This is a genomic window from Gillisella vitis (assembly GCF_021559775.1).
GTDB classification, from domain to species: domain Bacteria; phylum Pseudomonadota; class Alphaproteobacteria; order Rhizobiales; family Rhizobiaceae; genus Allorhizobium; species Allorhizobium ampelinum.
This window is the reverse complement of record NZ_CP056049.1, coordinates 202,347-223,209: the sequence shown is the minus strand read 5'-3', so window position 1 is coordinate 223,209 and position 20,863 is coordinate 202,347. Positions and strand designations below refer to the sequence as shown.

Genomic DNA, 20,863 nt, shown 5'->3' with positions numbered 1-20,863 from the left:
ACAATGAAAGCGAGCGGTTTCCCATACATTGTCCCGATGCTTCTGCTGTCGGTGGCGTTCTTTGCGACGCCGCTCGCCGTTCTCGTCGGATTCAGCTTCATCGGCCCCGACGGCCCGTCTCTCCACAATTACGCACGGTTTTTTGGCGACGCATTTAACTACCGTGTTGTCGTCAACACCGCCACGCTCGGTCTCCAGACCATTGCCAGCACGACCCTGCTCGGTGTTCCGATTGCGCTTTTCTATTGGCACAGTGGCAAGACCGCGCGACAGGTCATCATCTTTCTGACACTTATTCCGATGCTGACCAGCAATGTGGTTCGGACCTTTGCCTGGATCGTCATTCTTGGACGACAGGGACCGATTAGCGAGGCATTTATGGCGCTTGGGCTCACAGAGCGCCCGTTCACGCTGCTGTCCACCGAACTCGGTCTCGTCATGGCCATGTGTCAGATCGACCTACCTTTGATCATCTTGCCTTTAATTGCCATTCTCTCGCGCACGCCGGTGCAGTTCACCGAGGCGGCGCAGGTTTCAGGCGCGGGTCCATGGCGTATCTTTGTGACGGTTCTCCTGCCAATGATGCTACCCGGCCTGCTGGCGGGTTGGATCCTTGTGTTTGCCAGTACCAGTGCGTCCTTCGTCACCCAAGCAGTCATTGGTGGTGCGCGAAACGTCTATGTGCCGCAGCTGATCTACCGCGAGGTCGGCACATTGTTCGATTGGCCGATGGCCTCTGCCATCGCCGTTGTCCTCCTTCTGTCAACCGGCATCCTTCTCGTCGTCATGACCATGATTTCACGTCACAGGAGGCTTGTCGGCCATGCATAGTCCCCGCGAAAATCCGATCCCGACCCTTCTCTATAAGACATTTGTTTTCGGCTTCGGCAGTCTCAGCCTGATCTATCTGGTGGCACCGATTATCATTGCGATCACCATGTCGTTCACCTCAGGCCAGACGCTCAAATATCCGCCAGAGGGTTTTTCTCTGCGCTGGTATGAGGCGCTGATCGATCCCGTCCGCTCAGGAACCGAACATATTGCGGCCGGCAATTCACTGAAGATCGCAGGCCTCGCGGTGCTCGGATCGCTGCTGTTTGCCGTACCTGCCACCATTGGCATGGCACGGATGCGACGCAGCACGGTCAATTCGCTGGAGCCGTTTCTGTTGGCCCCGCTCGTCCTGCCAAGCCTGGTTTATGGTCTGGCTGCGCTGATCGTGGCGAATTTTGTCGGCTTTCAACCTTCGCTCTGGCTCACCGTCGTCGGCCATGTCGTCGTCTTCGGGCCACTGATGTACCGTGCCGCTTCCGTTGTCGCGCAAGGGATCAATCCGTCGCTGGCTGAAGCTTCTACCGTGATGGGTGCAACCTGGTACACGACGCTCCGGCGCGTGATCCTGCCGCTGCTGACATCAGGCATTCTGGCTGGCGCCTTCCTCGTCTTCATCCAGTCCCTCGACAACGTCTCTGTCTCGCTCTTCCTCGCCGACGCGCAAACGACCGTGCTGCCGCTTCGCATGTTCGCATTGATCGAGGAGTCGCTCGATGTCCGGGTGGCGGCAATGTCAGGAATCCTGATTGGGCTGACCCTGGTGGTGATGCTGGTTGCGAGGCGGGTGCTGGCACCATCTCGTCAAGCCTGACCCAAAATACATCTGGAAGGAATACCCAATGAACACACATGCCAACACGTCAGGCACCTATCGCATCGGATCACTGCTTGCCGATTTCCAGCCGGATTTCGATTTTGCGGCCCCTTTGCCTTTGCCCGTCGAAGAGTTCGAGGATCGCCTGCGGCGCATTCGCCGCCAGGCTGTTGAAGCTGGCCATGATGCGCTTGTCGTCCATACCGGTGGCGTTGGCTGGTTCCACACCTCCAATCACTATCTTCGCTATATCTGCGACTGGATGCGCGAGGGCGTGCTGATTATCCCCACGGATGTCGATAGGCCTATGGTGCTATTATCCTTCTTCACCCAATCCGTGCTTCTACCGCCGGGCGGCGAACCAGTGCTGGTGGAAGATATCTGGCAGATTGGTCCGATCGGCCGCGAATATGCCGACCGGCCGGGCGACTCGGTGATCAAGACGGCTGAGAAATGCGCCGAACTATTGGCAGGCATCGGCTTGGCGAAGGGGCAGATCGGCCGCATTGGTGATCGCACTTCGCTAACCTTCTGGGCCGCACTGGACGAGTTGATGCCCAAAACCAAGTTCGTTGCCGAAAATGCCATTCTCGACCGGATGCAGAAAATACGCTCGCCGCGCGAAATCGAGATGTTCCGAGCCGCGGCCCAGCTTGTCAGCATCGCCACGCAGGCGGCCTATCATGTCACTAAGCCTGATGTCACCGACCATGAAATCTATGCTGCCTTTACGCAAGGACAGCTTTCCTTCGGCGGCGAAACGGGTGATGGCTACCAGATCGGCATCAACGAGTTCGGCACCCATTGCGGCAAGCCCTATGGCCATGTCGTCCGTCCCGGTGATCTCATCAATCTCTATGTCTCCAACATCACCTATCGCGGCTACACGGCTCAGACCGCCCGTATGATTGCCGTTGGCGACATCACCAAGCGGCAGGAAGACGTGCTGGCGGCCTGCACAGATGGTGTGAAGCGGGCGGAAAAGCTGATCCGCCCGGGCGCGCTGATGCGCGATGTCAACAATGCAGCCTTCGAGCCGATGATCGAGCGCGGCATGCTGTCTTCGCCGGAAGCGCGCACCATGCCTTACAACTGGGCGCCGATGGAGGATGGCAGTGCGCGGCTGATCCCGCGCCAGTATGTCAAGAACATCGATTGGGAGGCGCAGGGCCGTACCCTGATGCATGTCTACCCGGCAACCCATGGCCCGCATAACCCTAATCTCGGTCATTCCGTTGGCATGGCTGGTGGGCAGAACAGCTTCAACATCTCCTCGCATAATTACGACCGGATGGAAGAGGGCATGGTATTCGTGCTGCATACGCAGTGGCTTGAGCCAATGTCTGCTGGCTGCAACGTCGGTGACATGTATGTTGTCACCAGGGATGGGTTCGAGAACCTCTCCCGCCACACTCCGCTTGAAACGCACCGCATTGCTGCCGAGGCCTAATATGACCGACCATACCCATTTCGATTTCGCCAAGCTCAACGAGCGGGAGCGTTACAAGCTCCTGATCGGAACCGTGATCCCGCGCCCGATTGCGCTGGTGACGACAGTGAGCAAGGATGGCCAGCCGAATGCTGGTCCGTTCAGCTTCTTCAACGTCCTGACCCACGATCCGGCAATTGTCGCCATCGGTGTCGAGAACTATTCGGATATGCGCTTCAAGGACACCGCCCGCAATATCCGTGAGACGGGTGAATTCACGGTCCATATCTGCGACAATGCGCTGGTTGACCGGATGGAAGTTTGTGCCATCAAGTTCGGCCCCGAGGTCGACGAGATGGAAGAGGCCGGTCTTGCGACCGTTCCCGGTCAGATGGTGCGCAGCCCCCGTATTCTGGCCGCTCCTGCGGCTCTGGAATGCCGCCGCCACACAACGCTTCAGGTCGGCCCGGCCCGCGAGATCATTCTCGGCGAGGTCATCGGCGTGTTTGTCCGCAGCGATGCAGTCAATCCTGCCAATCTGCATATCGACCAGCAGCTTATGGATGCCGTCGGCCGCATGGGAGGACACACCTATGCCCGCACCCGTGACCAGTTCGACATCAAAACGCTGACACCTCAGGAATGGGAGATCCGGAAGATTGGCGAGAAGCTGACGACAGAATAAGCGGCACAGAAGGCTCTGTGTGGGGGACGAGGATTTGGTGCGCCTCATGGTTTCACAAGGCGCACCGAAAACGAATTATCCAAGGAACTCGATCAAATCTCGATTGAGGCGGTCTGGAGCCGTGGCAAACAGGCCGTGAGGCTCACCTTCGTATTCGATCAGTTTGGCACCTGCGATACCATTGGCCGCTGCTCGACCTGCGGGGTCAATCGGCACGGTTTTGTCTGCCGTGCCATGGATGACCAGTGTGGGAATGGTGAAGGCGGCAAGATCTGGCCTGAAATCGGTCTTACCAAATGCATCGACGCAATCAATTGTCGCTTTGGGGCTGGCCATGACACCGAGAATGAATGACCAATCCAATACGCCCTGGCTCACCGGACTGGTAACCAGGCCGACGCCGTAAAAGGTCTTGGCAAAGCTCTGAAGAAACGCAAAACGGTCTTTGCGGATGTCATTCTTCATACCCTCAAATACGCTGGCGTCGACACCATCAGGATTGCTTGCATCCTTGAGAAGATACGGCGCCACGGATGCAACCAGAACCGCCTTTGACACCTTCGAGGCCCCATGTCGCGACAGGTAGCGGGCGATCTCGCCCCCACCCATGGAAAAGCCGACAAGCGACACATTCTGAACATCCAGGCTATCGATCACGCTGGCGAGGTCATCGGCAAACGTGTCGTAATTGTAGCCATCGGCGGGATGCCCCGACTGACCAAAGCCCCGACGGTCGTAAGTGATGACGCGAAAACCCGCTTCCAGCAGAGCAAGTGACTGATATTCAAACATATCGCCGGTCAAAGGCCATCCATGGATAAGCACCACGGGACGACCTTTTCCCATGTCCTTTACATGCAATTGCGTACCATCTTTCGCTTCGATAAAAGCCATCCTGAATCTCCTTTGATGATGGCAGGCAAACGCCAGGGGGCGGATCCTGTTCCATCTCTAGAGTATTTCCAGGAAAAGTGTGACGCGGTTTTGCGTTCGGAAAAAGCGTAAAAACAAAGGCCTAGAGCATTTCAGCGATTCAACGAAACGCGGAAATGCTCTAGGTTCAATTTTGCTTCGCAGTCCGTCGGACTACCGGGTGCGCGACTGCGACCCCACGTTTTTCAAAGCGCGCTCCGATCAGAGCTTACGATGGCCAGAACCGTCTGAATGTTGAAAGCGAGGCGCCGTTCCAAGGCCGCCCGCGTCATCATTCGCTGCCCATAGACGATTGAACTGGTGGCTTGGTTGGTGAAATAGTAGTAGCAGATCGAGGTGATCGTCAGGCTCAACTGGATCGGATCAATTCCAAGACGAAAGGTGCCATCCGCCTCACCACGCCGCAGGATGTCATCGACGAGTGGCCGGGAGCTGGCAGCACCTTCCCGGATGGCGCGGGACTTTTTGAAGTGGATGGCTTTCAACTGGTTCTCGGAGTTCAGGATGGTAATGAATTCCGGGTGTTCAAGGTAATATGTCCAGACGAACGTGACCAAGGCGATCAGCGCGTCGCGCGGTGGTAGCTGCTCGAGATTCAACGCCGCCTCGGCATCCCACACATCGCGATAGACCTTCTCGATCACCGCCTGGTAGAGCAATTCCTTGCTTCCGAAATACTGATAGATCATTCGCTTGTTGATCTCAGCCCGTTCAGCAATGGCTTCAACCCGGGTGCCAGTCAGACCATTTGCCGCAAACTCGACAACGGCAGCCTCCAGAATTCGGTTTTGAGACAAATCTGGCCTGCGCGGATGGCGGCGCCGAGGCTGCTTCTGTGTCTGCTTTTCTTCCGTCACGATCACCCTCACTTGAAGAACTTCGTCCTTGCCTCGCCTAGTTTCAAACGGCGATTTCGGCCCGGCCATTGCCGATGGTCGATAAGGCGTTTTTACGGCCTGCGTCAACAGCTTAGAGTGACTTACAAAGTAACCATTTCGTTATTTATACAACCTATCTCACGAAAAAATATGGATAAAAATACTTTATTTGAAAGAGCGTGTCATCGGGACGTTAAAAAACTCTCTTAAAGCAAGGGGCGAATTGACTGAGGGCGTTGGCTAAAACACCGCTGTGTTTCGACCCGCGTAATTTTGACGGTGTGATCCTGGAAAAGCAGTGAAGAATATGGTCGGTCATTCCATTGATATCGTGAATCTGGAAAAGTGCTTTGAGCGCGTGCAGGTTCTAAAGCGCATCAACCTTCAAATCTGTGAGGGTGAATTCCTGACTCTGCTTGGGCCTTCCGGGTGTGGAAAGTCGACGCTGTTGCGGTTGTTGGCCGGTTTTGAACCTTGCACAGACGGACATATCATGATCGCAGGACGTGACGTGTCCTCGCTGCCGCCGAAGCGACGCGGTATTGCCATGGTTTTCCAGAACTATGCGCTCTATCCGCATATGACAGTCCGTGGAAATCTGACTGTGCCACTCGAAATGGCGCGTTTGTCGTTCAGCCAGCGTCTGCCGGGTGCTTCCCTTCTGTCATCAAAGGTTCGCGGTATCCGCAACGATATCGAGACGGATATCAGCCAGATAGCAAAACAGCTTGGCCTCGACATGCTGATGGAGCGCAAGCCGTCACAGCTGTCCGGCGGCCAGAGACAGCGGGTGGCGGTTGGTCGCGCAATGGTCCGGCATCCCGGTGTCTTTCTGATGGACGAGCCACTCTCGAACCTCGATGCGAAATTGCGCCAGCAATTGCGCGACGAGATCGTCGATCTTCACCGCCGGACCGGCATCACCTTCATTTACGTCACCCACGACCAGACCGAGGCCATGACGATGTCAGATCGGATTGCGGTTATGGAAGGTGGAGAGATCAAGCAGTGTGGAGCACCGGCAGAGATCTATGACCAGCCGAACTATCTTTCCGTCGCACGGTTTGTCGGCGCAACGGCGATCAACGAGATGCCGGTGACGGTCAGCAAGGGGGCGGTTTCGATCAATGGACGGGCATTGCAATTGATACTTCCGGGCATCGCGGATGGGTCGTACCAATTGGCGATCCGGCCAGAACGACTGCATCCGACTGAAGATGTAAATGGCGATTTTTCGCTGCGGGTGGAACAGGTGGAGTTTGCGGGCAACGATGTGGGCATCCGCTGCAACGGCTCGGAAATCGGTGCGGGTACTGTGCGCGTGCAACTGCGGCCAGAGAGATTTGCCCGATTGGCGACGGGCCGCAAGATAGGTGAAAGGATTGCGCTGCGGATCGCCTCAGATGCCGCACTCATCTTTGATCAAAGCGGTCGTCGTGTTCCAGTTTCGCTTCCTTTGGCAGCTTCGGTCGAGGAGGCATGGCATGACGTCTCTGTCTGAGCTGCACTCCCAATCGTCTGCGGTCGCGTCGAAGCGCTTCAGTTATGCCGCCATGGCGCATCTCTTCGCGGCCCCGGCCTTCCTGCTGCTAATCGCAACGGTGGTTGCGCCGATCTTCGTCGTGGTCCTGATCAGCTTGACCGATTATCGCCTCGGTCGGCTCACCTTGAATTTTGTCGGCCTCGGCAACTATGCCAGAATGATCAATGACCCGTTCTTCTGGGCGGCCCTGCGCAACAGCGCAATCTATACGGCAATTGTCGTGCCGGTATCGGTGTTCGGTGCACTCTGCGTTGCCGTGCTGCTCGATGGTCGCCGCCGCTCGCGACGTTTCTACGAGATCGTCTATTTTCTGCCGGTCACCTCCACGTTGACGGCCATGTCCATTGTCTGGAGTTACCTGCTCAATGGCCATATCGGGCCGCTGGCAAGCCTGTTAGACGCATTGGGCTTACCGGCTCTCGATTTTTTTGCCGATGGAACACTTGCGTTGATCGGCCTTGCCATCATCGGCATCTGGCATCTGTTTGGCTTCAATCTGATCCTGTTTCTGGCGGGGCTCACGGTCCTATCGGCCGAGCTGAAGGAGGCGTCTGCTCTCGATGGAATGGACGGCTTTTGCGATCGGCTGCGTTACCTGACCTGGCCGCTTCTGGCTCCCACGACCATCGTGGTTGTCGTGTTGAGCTGCATACAGTCGTTCCAGGTCTTCGACACGGTGGCGGTTCTGACCAATGGTGGCCCCTATGGCGCGACTGAAATGCTGCTGCACAAGATCAACACGGATACGTTCACAGGCCTGAAAGCCGGTTATGGCAGCGCGCTAACTGTCGTCTATCTCCTGTTGATCGGGACATTTTCAATCGTCCACGTCGGCTTAAGCAACAGAAAGGCGCATTTTTGATGGTCCGCTCTCCGCTTCGCGCAATGCTGTCGCATGCCGTTCTGCTGGGCGGTGCCTTTCTGATGGTCTATCCGTTCTTTTGGATGTGGCGTGCGTCAACGCAGGCCCCGGGGGAGATATTCGGCAGCCTCCATGACGCGCCGCCGATCCTCACATCGATAACGGACAATTACACGCGGGCGCTGTTCGACTCTCCCTTGCCACGGTTCATGCTGAACGGTGTCATCATGACCGGCGGCATCCTGCTGTTCCAGATCCTGACCACGGTGACCTGTGCCTATGCACTGGCGAAGTTCACGTTTCGCGGCCAGCACCTGCTTTTCGCAATTGTTCTGATCAGCCTCTCCGTTCCCGCCCAGGCAACCGCTCTGCCGATCTTCATGGTGCTGGCCAAGTTCGGGCTTTTGGATACCTATGCTGGCGTGATGTTGCCATACCTGACTTCGGGATTTGCGATCTTCATGTTCTATCAGTTTATTCGCTCGTTCCCCGACGAGATTCTTCTGGCTGCACGGCTGGACGGGATGAGCGAGATAGAAATTGTCGTCCGCATCATTCTGCCAGCGATGAAACCAGCCATTGCCGCCTTCGCGATCTTCTCGATCACCTTTCATTGGAACGATCTCTATTGGCCAATGATCGTGATCAGATCCATCGATCTGTCACCGCCAACACTCGGCCTCCTGTTCTTCCGGAGCCAGGAAGGCGGCGACAGCTTCGGGCCTTTGATGGCCTGCGCGACCCTGATCACCGCACCGCTGATCCTGTTGTTTCTCGCCGCACAGCGCGGGTTCGTACAGGGCGTTACGATGACCGGCGTCAAATGATACGGACCTGCCCGGCGGCCACCGGGCAGGTCCGAAAGTCAAGACCACTCCACCTTGTAGGAAACACCATGAAAATGAAAAACATCTTCGCGGTTGCAGCCCTGACCGTGTTCGGGACTGCACCGGCTTTCGCCGCTGATCCAGTCACGCTGACCTTTTATCACACACGACTTGCCTTTATGCAGCCTATTCTGGAGGGTTTCAAGAAGGCACATCCAGAGATCACCATCAACGAGCAGGCTCCAGCCGAAAACTACAGCGCTGGTGACCAAAGCGTCATTCGTGGAATGATGACGGGCTCGACGCCGGATGTCTATCTCGCCTCTTACTCCTCCATTCCTACCCTCGTCGGCGTGATGAAGGATCGGGGCGAGACAAGTTCGCTCGATTCACTGCTGGATAAGGAAGGGAAGGACTGGCAGGCGGCCAATTATGCCCCCGCCATTCTTGACCTCGCAAAAGTCGATGGTCAACAGTATGCGATGCCATTTACGGCATCCCTGCCGCTTCTCTACGTCAATAAGGATTTGGTCGAAAAGGCCGGTGGCAATGTCGATCAGTTCCCGACCACATGGGATGGCATCATTGATCTGGCAGCCAAGATCAGCAAGCTTGGCAACGGCGTCTCGGGCATCGGTTTCTCGGTCGGTGGGCTGAGCGATGACTGGTACTGGCAGATGATGGTGATGAGCGCTGGTGACCAGATGCTCGACGCCAAAGCCACGGGTATCGGTTATGACAATAAGGCTGGGCTGGAAGCATTGCGCATCACCCAGGACCTGGCGGTCAAGACGGGCATGTCGGTTTATGCCGACCCCAAGCCTGCACAGCAGCAGTTCTTTGCCGGGAAGATCGGCATGGTGGTTGAATCACCATCCGATCTCGTGGCTTACGAGACGGCCATCGGCGACCGTTTCACCATGCGCACCGTCCGCTTCCCGCTGATCGATGCCAAGAAGGGCGGCCTGCCTGCTGGTGGAAATGCCCTGATGGTGTTTTCCAAGGACGCCGCCAAGCGCGCAGCAGCCTGGGAGTTCGTCAAATACATGACCAGCGCTTCCGTTCAGGCCGACGTCTCCAAGGCAAGCGGCTACATGCCGGTCAACGTTCAGGCCGCCAAGGCACTCGAGAGCTTTTATGCAGAGCATCCGAACTTCCAAACGGTCTTCAAGTCGATGAATACGGCCATGCCATGGTTTGCCTATCCGAACAACACAGCGGATGGCGTCTGGAAGGGCGTGGCACCAATCCTGGACCAATTGCAGCGAGGCAAAATCACGCCTGAGGCTGCCATGCCGAAAATCCGCGAGCATGTCGCGGATGTGATGGCGGCAAAGTAATGCAAGTCGGGCGCGCCCCTTGGTGCGCCCGACCCCGCCCTGCGGTGCTCCGCGCCTTGAGCGGCAGGTACAGATGGAAGCTTCCAAGGAAAGATAATGAAAATAGCGATATTGGCCGATCCTCACATCGGCTCTCAAAACGACGTATTCGTCGAAAACTGGAAGGCGGTTGTTAAAACCGTCAACGGCTGTGAGGATGTGGAACTGGCAATTGTTCTCGGCGATCTGACGCTGGATGGTGCAAATATTGAGGCAGATCTGGCATTTGGCGCCGCGCAGCTTAAGGCGATTAATACCCCGGTTCTCGTCCTGCCGGGCAATCACGATATTGGCGATATCGCCCGCGACAGCACCCAACCCACTGACGACACCCGTCTGGCTGCCTGGGAGACGCATTTTGGCGCTTGGTATTGGCAGTGCGATGCAGTCGAAGGCTGGAGGCTGATCGGCCTGAACAGCCAGATTATCGGCTCAGGCCTGCCTGCCGAGGAGCAACAATGGTCTACCCTGGAAAATATGCTGAACGAGCGGGGTGATCGCAAAGCGGTGTTGTTCCTCCACATGCCTCTTTTCCTTGAAGACTGGAACGAAGATGACAGACCGGCCTGGGCCCTCAAGACCGAAGGTCGGTTGCGGCTGCAACGGCTGATCGCCGAGCACGCGGTGTTTGCGGTGGTCTCAGGACATATGCATCGCACGCTGCATCTGCGGCAGAAGAATGGGCCAGTACTGATCTGGACACCTGCTTCCAGCTTTCTGGCCCGCGACGAGTCCATGCCAAGCCAGCCGGGAAAAGAACTGCTGGGCGTGACACTGCTGGACTTCGGCAAGGATGATATCTCGGTCGAATTCATTGATATCGACGGGCTGATGAAGAGCTATATCGAAGATTACAACGGCTCGATCTACCGCTCGCCTGCGAAAACGGCCTGAGGACAAGCTATGACCTGGTTTAGTTATCACGGCGGCCACAGCGGGCAATTCTGCGACCATGCGAAATCGACCCTTACCGAGGTGATCGAGACGGCAATCGACCGCGGCTTTACCCATTACGGCTTGAGCGAACACTGCCCGCGATATCGCGACGAGGATCTTTATCCCGGTGAAGAAAGGTTGGGGGTTGCTGGCCTGACGCGTCAGTTCGCCGATTATGTCGATCACGCATTCAAGCTTCGTGACGCCTATGCGGACCGGATCGAGTTGCTGATCGGTTTTGAGACCGAGAAATTGCCGCCTGACATCTGGCTTGCCAAAATGGAGGCCATACGGCGCGCTCATCCATTCGATTACATTGTCGGCAGTGTCCATGATATCGACGGGTGCTGGCTCGACTACTCCCCGCAATCGACTGAAGCCCTCAAGAAGGCGCTGGGCGGCACCGACGCGCTACAGATCGCCTATTTCCAATCGGCGACCGACATGGTGGAACGCCTTCGTCCAGATGTCGTTGCGCATCTCGATCTCGTCAGGAAGTATGAACCGGCAGGCTTTGAATTTTCCGACAAGGTTTTGCGCGAGGTGGACACCCTTCTCGAAGCGATCAAGGCCTATGGTGGCATAGTGGATGTGAATTGTGCCGCATACCGCAATGGCTACGGCCCGGTTTACCCGCTGCCGCACATACTCAACCGTGCTTGCCATATGGGTATCCGCGTGACGCTGGGTGATGACAGCCACGGCGTGGACACCGTCGGCGTTGGGCTTGAGCAGTCAGTCGCCGCAATCCGAGCCGCTGGCTTTGAGAGCATTGCCTATCTGACGCGTTCCAATGGATGGCTCCAGGCGGACATAGACCATGTCGCACCCGGAAAAATCTGAGGGCGGCGCGATGCCAGCACTTCATGCGCTTGCCATCCGGCCCGCAACCCCGGATGACATCGATTTCGTCATGCGTGTCGAACGGCTCCCCGGCTATCCAGAGCGGGTGGGTACCTATTCGGTTCAGGAGCATGAAAGCCGAATGGCTGACGAAAACTACGAATACCTGATCGGCATATGTGGAGAAAAGCCCGTTGGCTTTGCGGTGTTGAGGCCGGACGACGGCATGGGAAATGTCGTGATCCGCCGTCTTGCCGTGGAGCAGTCCGGACGCGGCATGGGCAGCGTATTTGTGCAGCGTATCTGCGCCGCTGTTTTCTCAGATCCGACAATTGGTCGCCTGATTCTCGATGTCCTTCCCTCAAACACAATTGCCCGGCGCGTCTATACCAAGCTGGGTTTTGTCGAGGAGGGACTGATGCGCAGCGCGTTGCGTTACCCGGATGGCCGTCGCGCCGATTTGCTTTTGATGGCGCTTCTGCGCGACGACTGGCTTGGAGGGGCTTCGATGCTGGTTCGTTAGAGTTTATCAGGGAAAAGTGGAACCCGGTTTTCCCTGGCAAACTCTAGGCTTCGATCCGGACTGGAATTGCTTTCGATGCGGGCGTCTTCGACATCTCGTCATGATGGTCAATGGCGATCAGCACGTTTGCTTCTGGATAATAAGTGCCGATCGTCCCTTTTGGCAGATTATGAGCGGTGACAGTCAAGCCACCGAGCGCTCGGCGAACGCCGTCGCCGAAATCGCTGACGAGTGTGACAACCTGCCCGGGTTGAAGCCCCGATGTCGCGATATCGCTTTCGCACATCAACAGCACGTCGCGGGTGCCCTCTATGCCGCGGAAGCGGTCGGAGTAACCATAGATTGTCGTATTGAACTGATCGTTTGATCGCATTGTTAAGAGCCGGAAGCGGCCGTCGGCATCCTCGAAGGACAGCGCGTTCAATTGCGTGGGCGTCGTGAAGACAGCCTTCTTTTCCTCGGTTTTCCAGACGCGCTCATGAGCTGCATTGCCGCGATAAAACCCGCCCGGCTGGAACATGCGCGCATTATAGTCCTTGAAGTCCTCGGGATAGGTCGCTTCGATCAGGTCTCGCACGAGGCTGTAGTCACCTTGCCATTCATCCCATTTCAGTTTCGGCCTCACGGCGAGCGTCGCCTTTGCAATGCTGGCGACGATCGCCAGTTCGCTCTTCAAATGTTTGGAGGCGGGAGGTCTTTTGCCGATTGATCCAGAAATATGGGAGAAGCTATCCTCGATGGATACGGCTTGATTTCCTGTGGTCTGCTCATCTATCTCTGCACGCGACAGGCAGGGCAGGATATAGGCCTGCTTGCCAGGGAAAAGATGGCTCCGGTTTAGCTTGGTAGAGACGATCACGGTCAGCTCCTGGCGAGCCCAGCCGCGTTCCATCTCCTTTTGATCTGGTACAGCGCGGACAAGATTGCCTCCCAGCGAAATGAAGGCTTTGATCTTGCCAGCCATCAGCCCTTTCACCGCATCGACGATCGTCGTGCCGTCCTCGGTCGGAGGATCGAAATCGAAGAGCTCCTTCAACGTTTCCATGGGAATAAGCTTGGTCTTTTCAGCGATTCCGACGGTTCGTTGACCTTGGACATTCGAATGGCCCCGAACCGGACAGCAGCCAGCCCCTTCGCGCCCGATATTGCCACGCAGAAGCAGCAGATTGACCAGCATGGCCACGTTAATCGCGCCTTGCGAATGCTGTGTCAGGCCCATGCCGTAGACACCGATGACCCTCTCCGCGCTGATATAGATTTCACCGGCACGCCGGATCGCCGCCTCAGTCAGGCCGCTTTCCCGCTCGATATCGGCCCAGCTCGTCGTTCTGACAAGGGCGATAAAACTATCGAATCCTGTCGTGTGCTCATCGATGAACGCCACATCGAGCACGCGCTTTTGTCCATTGGCCACCGCTACGTCGTCAGCTTCGATGACAACCTTGCAGAGGCCCAGTATTGCGGAAATGTCACCGCCGGCCCGGACTTGGAGATACTCGTCTGAAATCTGCGTTTCGCGTCCCGTCAGCATGTCAATCGGGCTTTGTGGATTGACGAATGATACCAGCCCCTGCTCGACAACCGGGTTGAATGTGACGATGCGCGCACCGCGCTGCTTGGCCTCCTGCAATGGGTGAAGGAAGCGCGGACTGTTCGATCCCGGGTTCTGGCCGAAAAAGAAAAATGCGTCGGCCTTCTCCAGGTCTTCCCAGACAATAGTGCCAACCGGCGAGCCGATAACCTTCTGAAGCCCGACCGAAGTCGTCTCATGGCACATGTTGGAACTCTGGGGCAGGTTGTTGTTGCCGAAGACCCGCGCCAGCAGGGCGTAGAGATAGGATGCTTCAAGACCGGCATGGCCGGAAGAGTAGAAGACAACGCTCTCGCGCGGCAATGATTTCAACGTCGTGCCGATGTCAGAGAAGGCCTTGTCCCACGTCACCTCAACATAGCGATCCGTTCCAGCGTCATAGCGAAGAGGATGGGTCAGTCGCCCGGTCTGTTCGAGGTCATAGTCTTTCCAGTTCCTGAGTTCGGCCACGGTGTGACGCTTCCAGAAATCAGGCGTACAGCGCGCGCTGGTCAGGTCCGAGATCGTTGCCTTGGCACCGTTTTCGCAGAACTCGAAGGGATGGTAGTTTGCGGGTTTTGGCCACGCGCAGGAAACGCACATAAGCCCGGCAGGCTTATTCAGGCGGTAAAGCGTTTCAAGGATTGCCGGTGAGGGTTTGTTATCGCCCAGCATACGGGCGACCGACTTCACCGATCCCCAGCCACCAGCGGGACCTTCGGCTTCCGGGTTCTCGATAGGGTCGGCCATGGCGGGCCTTTCTTTTGATGGGAGGTTAAATAGGAAAAAAGGCGGCTTTAAAACAGCCATGCCTCCAAATGGTTCGGCATCGATAGCTGGCTACTGGCGCGGCTCATGGAACGGACACCCATTGAACTTTGCCCTGAACTCTGCCGAGTGCTGATATGTGTCCTTGCGGACGCGGTTGATGCCGCCGAGGGGCTGATGGTCCGCGAGGCCGGTCCAGACGCTAAACCGCATCTGTTCATCGACCTTCTGAACCTTCGTATCGCTCCAGCTATCCTGGGGCATGGAGGTTACAGTGGCGACGGTGACGAACGGCGCTTCATCTTCCTTCCACTCCACGGTCGGGTCTTCGATAGGCTGCGCATCAACGTCACGACAGAGTTGCACCTGGAATTCCCATTCCCCATGAGTATCCTGCATCTCCGCCTGGACGGTCTCGCGGATTGCGTCCTCACGAACGCTGACATCGATTTCCGTTCCGGTCCGCTTCGTCAAATCGGGTGAGACTGGTTTCAGCCGGAACTTGGCGATGTAGTCACCGTAGCGGAACGGGGTAACGCTGAAATATGTCTCGCCAAGCGGATCGACATTCGGTGCGCCGCCGAGTGACTGAATGGTCGAGCTGGAAATGCCGACCGCCTCAAGGCCTTTGTTGACGGTTTGAAGCACGCTCGACAACACAGTCTTGGTACCTTCCATCTTGTCCGTCGTCCGCGCAAGGAGCTTGAGGCTGGAGAGAAACTTCTCGGGATTGGGTGCCTGGAAGACCGGGCCATTCACCATCACAAAATCCTGCGTATCGCCGTTTGCGTCCGGCAAGCGCGGTCCCTCGACACCAACGACCTTGATGGCCAAACCACGCGGAAGAGCGATAGCGTCGGGCAGGATGTCACCGGCGTTTGTGGAGAGACGCATATAGACCGGATATTCACCGGCTTTGGCGAACAGGCCCTGAGCGAGTTCGGCTGGCAAACCATCTTTGACGATCATCGTTGCTTCGAGAATTCCATGTGCCTTGGCATGCACGGAGCGCACCGCATGGCCGTAGTCTCCGGCGGTCTTTTCGAGGATGATGTCGAACTGGTTGATAAGAGCGGAGACAGTCTCCTGTTCTCCCGGTTTGACTGTTTCGAGGTCGGGGGAATAACGGACAGGCGTGGGGGCTGTCATATGTCGCTCCTTTAAAAACCAAAGAACGCCACGGATGGGGGATGGTTCCAGCAATCCCGGACCTGGAAGTTTCAGTAAATGTGATCATTCGCCTCTGAAATTTCTACGGCGGGCCGCACCTTGGAAGAACCACTTCGTGCGCTAGACGCTGGGCTCGACGGCGTTTGGAGTGATACCAGAGGTCGACTTGCGTTGTTTCCCGCGCTCAATTCATCACATTTGTCGTTCTTTAATGAGCTGGAAATCATATTAAATTGATCAACTGTTTTGGGTGCAGCGGCTGAATGAGGCTGCGTTGCCATAGCCAAACTTTGTCACCACGGGAGATCTTTTGAAGACGTGAATATCGTCGCGATTAAATCCCCGGATTCGCGCCTCAGTTTGCCGTGCAGTATGTCATGATCGTCTGACCATCCCATGAGGTCGAAGGACACGGTTTCGTGTGGGTCGATATTGCCGAGAAAGAAGACATCCCTTTGCACGACGGGTTTTCTGCCGGGAAACCAGGCTTCAAGGGCGCGATCTGCCACGGCCTGGAACTCCGCGAAATAGAAAAGTCCTGCTCCGTTGAACTCCTGCGCCGTGCTGGGGGCAAATCTAAAGGTGCGCAGCGCTTCGGCAGCATCTAAAGGAAGCCCCCAATAGGTCTGAAGCCGCCCATTGCGGATATGCGCCGCATGTTGTGCCAGAAGACTGACTTCGTACGGTCTCGTTTGCGGCCTTGGCGCTGTCACCCGTGCGATGGAGCGATTGCTCCCCTGGACTGCCCTGTGAACGAAGGCGGAAACCAATTCTATTCTTCCGACGCTCCGGCCCGCGATAGACAGGAGATGGGTCGTCGACGTCTGGGTCCTGGATACTGCCGAAATCAGGGATTGGATGGTCAATATGTCATTCGCTCGCACGAGTTCGAAGCGAGCGTCTGTCAGTGACGTAGCACAGATCGCCGCATAGACCTCCTCTCCATCGGCGGTTCGGAAATCGGCATTGTCCATGCTAAGGTCGCGCGCCAGCATCAGCCAATGGCGGTGGCCCAGCTCCTTCATCAACCAGGTTTCCGACAGGCCATGTGGCGTCAGGTGCGGCATGCCGATCAGCAGGTGAGGCTCGAGCGCGCGGTCCATCAGATCGCGGCTCGAGGGTGCATTCAATGAGCATGATGTGCGCAATGCGAGGTTCATCGCTTATCCGTTCGCCGCTTGCGTTTGCGGGTGGTGGGCCTGGTCCAGCTGCATTGCCAGATGGTCCACCACATATTCGGCATCCTTGCCGACTGCGAGGAACCGGCCGGACCCCCAGGTCCAGAGCCAGGGCAGGCCGAGGACATAGACGCCCTTGATGCCGGTGACGCCGCGGCGCTGGATCGGATAGCCGGTGCCATCGAAGATCGGTAATCCGACATAGGACCAATCAGGGGTAAAGCCCGTCGCCCAGATGACCGACGTGACGTCTTCGGCCTCAAAGTCCAGCTCGGTCGTTTCACTCTGCGGTTCCCAGAGCGCAACGTAAGGTCCACCTGCCGGTGCATGGATGCCTTTTTCCGCAATATGGCGATCAATGAGGGCATTGATGCCGTTATACACCCGGTCGGCGCTGTCGAGATTGCTCTTCAGATTGGTCTCGAACAGCATTTTTCCGGCGGAAACGCCGGTCATGCGACCATAAAGGGCCATGCCTTCCAGCGCGAATTTTCGAAGATCGATATCGCGTCCGCCATCGCGTCCGGTCAGGTAATGGTTGGTATCATGCTTCTTTTTCGCCATACCGTCATGGGCGATGGTGATGTCATATTGCCCGATATCGGCCAGCCAATCGACGACATCGCGGCCCCGGTAGAAGCGGGCGCAGCGTGGTGCATTGCCGGTGACCATATGAACCTTGCGGCCAGCAAGATGCAGGTCCTCGGCAATCTGGCAGCCGGATTGGCCGGACCCGACAACGATGACGCCGCCTGGCGGCAGTTGCGCGGGATTGCGATAATCGGCCGTATGGATCTGGGCTATGCCATCGGGAATGCGTTCTGCGGCACGCGGCACGAAGGGCTGGCTGTAGAGGCTGGTGGCGAGAATGACGCTGTCGGCGGTGATGGTGCCCGCCGTCGATTCGATCTGGAACAGCTCTCCCGTTTTCTCCAGCGCGGTCACGCTGGTGCCTTCTAAAACGGGCGCATCGACCTTTTTGACGAAGCGATCAACATAGGCGACGATCTCCTCCTTCACCATGAATCCGTGCGGATCGGCACCGTCATAGGGATGGTCGGGCAGCTGGCATTGCCAGTTTGGAGTGACCAGACAGAAGGCATCCCAGCGCTCATCCTCCCATTTGTGGGCGACAGTCTTCTTTTCGAAAACGACATGGTCGATACCGTGTTTCCTAAGGTAATGGCTGGCGGACAGGCCGGCCTGGCCGCCTCCCACGACGACGGCGCTGTAATGCGGCTTCAGGGATCGGGTCATCGTATGTCCTTTCACAGGATAAAGGTCTCGCAGCGGACGCGGGCATCGGCGCACTCGAGGAAGGGGAGGGCGGCGGTTTCGATGCGGGCGAGCTGGTCGTTTGCGGATGAGCAGGCAAATCCGTATTTTGCCTCGACGCGATCACTGGCGATGGTGAGCGCTTTTCGGCTGCGCTCGACAAAATCCGCCACCGGATAACTTTCACCCTCGGTGAAGAACTCGCGGATGATCAGCGAGGGTGAATAACAGGTCTCTTCCTGGCCATCGGGCCAAGTGATGACAAAGCGCATCTCAGGCATGGGCTGCCTCCTTCAAAGTTGCATAGGTGGAAAGATGTGCCTCGGCGACGCGCCGCCAAGTAAAACGGCTGGCAACCTCCAGGCCACGCGGGATGATGCGCTCGCGGATCTCAGGCACCAGCGCCAGGGCCATGGCTTCGGCGATCGAGGCAGAGTGAAGGGGATCGCACCAAAGGGCATCGTCGCCGCTGAGATAGTCGATGAAGGGTGCAATGGATGGCACGATGGCTGGAACGCCGCTGGCCATCGCCTCCAACACGACAAGACCGAATCCTTCCTTCAGCGACGGGAACACCAGCGCATCGGCAAGCCGGTAGAGGTTCGGCATATCGTCGTCAGATACGGCGCCGATAATGTGCACGGCGGCGGCATCATCGCGCAGCGCCCGCAAGTGGGACTGGAACTCCTCCTGATAATCCCGATGATCAAGCAGCGAGACCCCGCCAGCGATGACCAGTTGTGCATCCGGCTTGACCGCCCGCAACTGCCGGAAGGCATCGAGAATGCCGAGCGTGTTCTTGCGCGCTTCGATGCCGCCGATGCTGAGAAAGACGGCACCGGCATGAAGACCGATCCGGTCTCGCAGCGCCGTCTGCTCGCCGCTCCAGGCAGGGGCAAAACGCTTGTTATCGACGCCGTTGCCGACCACGGCTGCGTCTACGCCGTAGCTGTCGCGCAAGATGGCCTGCCACGCGGCACTGACGGCAAGGAAAGCATTGGCCCGTTGGATCGAACGGTCCTGAAGGACCATCAGGCGCGGGTCTTCAAACTGGTCGATATGGTGGATGGTACGAACGAAACTCGGGATCAGGCCACGGTCTTTGAGTGTCGCCAGCGCATTTCCCGAAATGCCGTCATGGGCATGGAAGACATCGAAATCACGATTGTCGGCCTGTTCGAAGTGGCCAATGTAATCGGCAATCCGCTGCTCGACCATGGCTGTCATATCCGCCGGGGCAGGCGGTACGGGAAAGCAGGCCGTGTCACAGGCGGGCGGGCGGAAGAAGCCGGTGCCCTTTGGATCGGGCGCGTGCAGGGTCACGGCATGACCGAGGGCCGTTAGCGCTTCGGAAAGCTGCATGGCATGCACGACGCCACCGCGTGGATTGGTGGAATGCGTGAGCATGGCGATGCGCAGCGGGCTGATCATGTGCAATGCTCCGCTGGCCCGAGTTGCATCAGGGGTGTTGCGGCATGGTCACGAATGACAATCCGCTTGCTGCCATTGGTGATCGCAACAGTGCTGCCGACAGAGACGGTACCGATGGCCGCAGCGGTGATGTCGCGCGTTTCGAAACGGGCCAGCACGGCATTGATGTTTTCAGGCGGCACGGACAGCAGATAGCCGAAGCTTGGGAAGGTCGCCAACCAACGGTCAAGGCTGACGTCGTCGGGCAGGGGAATAGCCGCCACATTGATGTCGATACCGACGCCGGAGCATTCGGCCAGCATGATTGCGGTGCCGACAATGCCGCCCTGGCTGATGTCCTTGGCGGCCAGGGCGAGCCCGGCTTCGGCAATCTGCGGCAAGATCTCTAGATCGCCGCGCAACCGCTCGGCAGGTGCGTCGGTGGCCGCTTCCCAATTGTCGAAGGGTGGGCGATAGCGGCCACGATGATCCACGGCGGCGACCAGAACGTCGCCGGGACGGGCGTCGAAGCTTGTGAGTAGGTGCGTTGCGCGTCCGAGGATGGCGACGGACAATTGGCCCCGGTCGGTGCGGATATTAGTGTGACCGCCGACGATGGGCACGCCATAGGCCTCTGCGGCAGCCCGCATACCATCCAGCACCGGGGCCGCACCCGCTTCGCCATCGGCCCAGACGGCATCAACCACGGCGGTTGGCCTGCCGCCCATGGCGACGACGTCGGAGATGTTGACCATGACACCGCACCACCCGGCAAACCAGGGGTCGGCGGCGACGAAGGCATTCATGAACCCTTCGATGGCGAAAAGCAGGTAGCCATCCCCCTCCCGCAGGGCGGCGCAGTCGTCCCCCACCGGAACAGACTTGCCTTTCACGCCGAGCCGCGCGGTGACGCTGCCGATATCGTGTTTTGCTGCGATCCCGGCGCTTGAGCGCAGCTTTTCAGCCAGTGCGTCGAGATCGATGTCCCTCCTGAAATCGGCCATCG

At 57.6% G+C, this 20,863-nt stretch carries 20 protein-coding genes; 11 read left to right on the top strand and 9 right to left on the bottom strand.

Annotated features, from left to right (window positions below):
• The first annotated feature begins 3 nt into the window (after positions 1 to 3).
• The 4 genes from AVCG78_RS23075 to AVCG78_RS23060 are packed head-to-tail and all read left to right on the top strand — an operon-like array spanning position 4 to position 3,762.
• Positions 4 to 831: an ABC transporter permease gene (locus AVCG78_RS23075; protein ID WP_071584830.1), complete on the top strand. Its 828-nt coding sequence runs from the start codon at positions 4 to 6 to the stop codon at positions 829 to 831.
• Positions 824 to 1,645, top strand: coding sequence for an ABC transporter permease (locus AVCG78_RS23070; RefSeq protein WP_071203522.1), 822 nt, complete (start codon positions 824 to 826; stop codon positions 1,643 to 1,645). The genes AVCG78_RS23075 and AVCG78_RS23070 overlap by 8 nt, the downstream gene beginning before the upstream one ends.
• A 28-nt stretch (positions 1,646 to 1,673) precedes the next feature.
• Positions 1,674 to 3,098 (top strand): M24 family metallopeptidase, encoded by a 1,425-nt coding sequence (locus AVCG78_RS23065; RefSeq protein ID WP_071203523.1) that lies wholly within the window; start codon positions 1,674 to 1,676, stop codon positions 3,096 to 3,098.
• A gap of 1 nt (position 3,099) precedes the next feature.
• Positions 3,100 to 3,762: a flavin reductase family protein gene (locus AVCG78_RS23060; protein WP_071203524.1), complete on the top strand. Its 663-nt coding sequence runs from the start codon at positions 3,100 to 3,102 to the stop codon at positions 3,760 to 3,762.
• 75 nt (positions 3,763 to 3,837) lie between these two features.
• Here AVCG78_RS23060 and AVCG78_RS23055 read toward each other — a convergent pair whose 3' ends face one another.
• Together AVCG78_RS23055 and AVCG78_RS23050 are read right to left on the bottom strand one after the other, a co-directional pair.
• Positions 3,838 to 4,656, bottom strand: a complete 819-nt coding sequence (locus AVCG78_RS23055) for an alpha/beta fold hydrolase (RefSeq protein WP_015918639.1) — start codon at positions 4,654 to 4,656, stop codon at positions 3,838 to 3,840.
• Positions 4,657 to 4,880: 224 nt separating this feature from the next.
• A complete protein-coding gene (locus AVCG78_RS23050; protein WP_156582788.1) occupies positions 4,881 to 5,492 on the bottom strand; it encodes a TetR/AcrR family transcriptional regulator in 612 nt (203 codons plus the stop codon).
• A gap of 388 nt (positions 5,493 to 5,880) precedes the next feature.
• Here AVCG78_RS23050 and AVCG78_RS23045 point away from each other — a divergent pair, with 388 nt between their 5' ends.
• The 7 genes from AVCG78_RS23045 (at position 5,881) to AVCG78_RS23015 (ending at position 12,486) form a co-directional block, all read left to right on the top strand.
• Positions 5,881 to 7,074 carry an ABC transporter ATP-binding protein gene (locus AVCG78_RS23045; protein ID WP_071203525.1) on the top strand — a complete coding sequence of 398 codons (1,194 nt, stop codon included), beginning with the start codon at positions 5,881 to 5,883 and terminating at the stop codon, positions 7,072 to 7,074.
• Positions 7,058 to 7,978 (top strand): carbohydrate ABC transporter permease, encoded by a 921-nt coding sequence (locus tag AVCG78_RS23040; protein ID WP_071203526.1) that lies wholly within the window; start codon positions 7,058 to 7,060, stop codon positions 7,976 to 7,978. Before AVCG78_RS23045 ends, AVCG78_RS23040 begins: the two co-directional genes overlap by 17 nt.
• On the top strand, positions 7,978 to 8,805 hold the full coding sequence (locus AVCG78_RS23035; RefSeq protein WP_071203527.1) for a carbohydrate ABC transporter permease: 828 nt from the start codon (positions 7,978 to 7,980) through the stop codon (positions 8,803 to 8,805). The genes AVCG78_RS23040 and AVCG78_RS23035 overlap by 1 nt, the downstream gene beginning before the upstream one ends.
• Positions 8,806 to 8,873: 68 nt before the next feature.
• Entirely contained in the window at positions 8,874 to 10,145 is a 1,272-nt protein-coding gene (locus AVCG78_RS23030) for an ABC transporter substrate-binding protein (protein ID WP_234665161.1), read from the top strand.
• A gap of 96 nt (positions 10,146 to 10,241) precedes the next feature.
• Entirely contained in the window at positions 10,242 to 11,078 is an 837-nt protein-coding gene (locus tag AVCG78_RS23025) for a metallophosphoesterase family protein (RefSeq protein WP_071203529.1), read from the top strand.
• A 9-nt stretch (positions 11,079 to 11,087) separates the two neighbouring features.
• Positions 11,088 to 11,963, top strand: coding sequence for a histidinol-phosphatase (locus AVCG78_RS23020; RefSeq protein ID WP_071203530.1), 876 nt, complete (start codon positions 11,088 to 11,090; stop codon positions 11,961 to 11,963).
• The gene (locus tag AVCG78_RS23015) at positions 11,941 to 12,486 is read left to right on the top strand and encodes a GNAT family N-acetyltransferase (protein WP_234665162.1); all 546 of its coding nucleotides are present in this window, start codon (positions 11,941 to 11,943) and stop codon (positions 12,484 to 12,486) included. Before AVCG78_RS23020 ends, AVCG78_RS23015 begins: the two co-directional genes overlap by 23 nt.
• A 43-nt stretch (positions 12,487 to 12,529) precedes the next feature.
• Here the strand turns inward: AVCG78_RS23015 and AVCG78_RS23010 are convergent, their stop codons facing one another.
• From AVCG78_RS23010 to AVCG78_RS22980, 7 genes are all read right to left on the bottom strand, one after another.
• Entirely contained in the window at positions 12,530 to 14,806 is a 2,277-nt protein-coding gene (locus AVCG78_RS23010) for an FdhF/YdeP family oxidoreductase (protein WP_071584832.1), read from the bottom strand.
• A gap of 90 nt (positions 14,807 to 14,896) precedes the next feature.
• Positions 14,897 to 15,973, bottom strand: a complete 1,077-nt coding sequence (locus AVCG78_RS23005) for a catalase family protein (RefSeq protein ID WP_071203533.1) — start codon at positions 15,971 to 15,973, stop codon at positions 14,897 to 14,899.
• Positions 15,974 to 16,287: 314 nt separating this feature from the next.
• On the bottom strand, positions 16,288 to 17,154 hold the full coding sequence (locus AVCG78_RS23000; protein ID WP_071203534.1) for a Pnap_2097 family protein: 867 nt from the start codon (positions 17,152 to 17,154) through the stop codon (positions 16,288 to 16,290).
• Between the two features lie 3 nt (positions 17,155 to 17,157).
• Complete coding sequence (locus AVCG78_RS22995) at positions 17,158 to 18,429, bottom strand: MSMEG_0569 family flavin-dependent oxidoreductase (RefSeq protein ID WP_071203535.1); 1,272 nt, start codon at positions 18,427 to 18,429, stop codon at positions 17,158 to 17,160.
• An 11-nt stretch (positions 18,430 to 18,440) separates the two neighbouring features.
• Positions 18,441 to 18,728: an MSMEG_0570 family nitrogen starvation response protein gene (locus AVCG78_RS22990; RefSeq protein WP_071203536.1), complete on the bottom strand. Its 288-nt coding sequence runs from the start codon at positions 18,726 to 18,728 to the stop codon at positions 18,441 to 18,443.
• Positions 18,721 to 19,878 (bottom strand): MSMEG_0565 family glycosyltransferase, encoded by a 1,158-nt coding sequence (locus AVCG78_RS22985; RefSeq protein WP_071203537.1) that lies wholly within the window; start codon positions 19,876 to 19,878, stop codon positions 18,721 to 18,723. Before AVCG78_RS22985 ends, AVCG78_RS22990 begins: the two co-directional genes overlap by 8 nt.
• Positions 19,875 to 20,861, bottom strand: coding sequence for a sll0787 family AIR synthase-like protein (locus AVCG78_RS22980; RefSeq protein ID WP_071203595.1), 987 nt, complete (start codon positions 20,859 to 20,861; stop codon positions 19,875 to 19,877). The genes AVCG78_RS22985 and AVCG78_RS22980 overlap by 4 nt, the downstream gene beginning before the upstream one ends.
• Positions 20,862 to 20,863 lie beyond the last annotated feature (2 nt).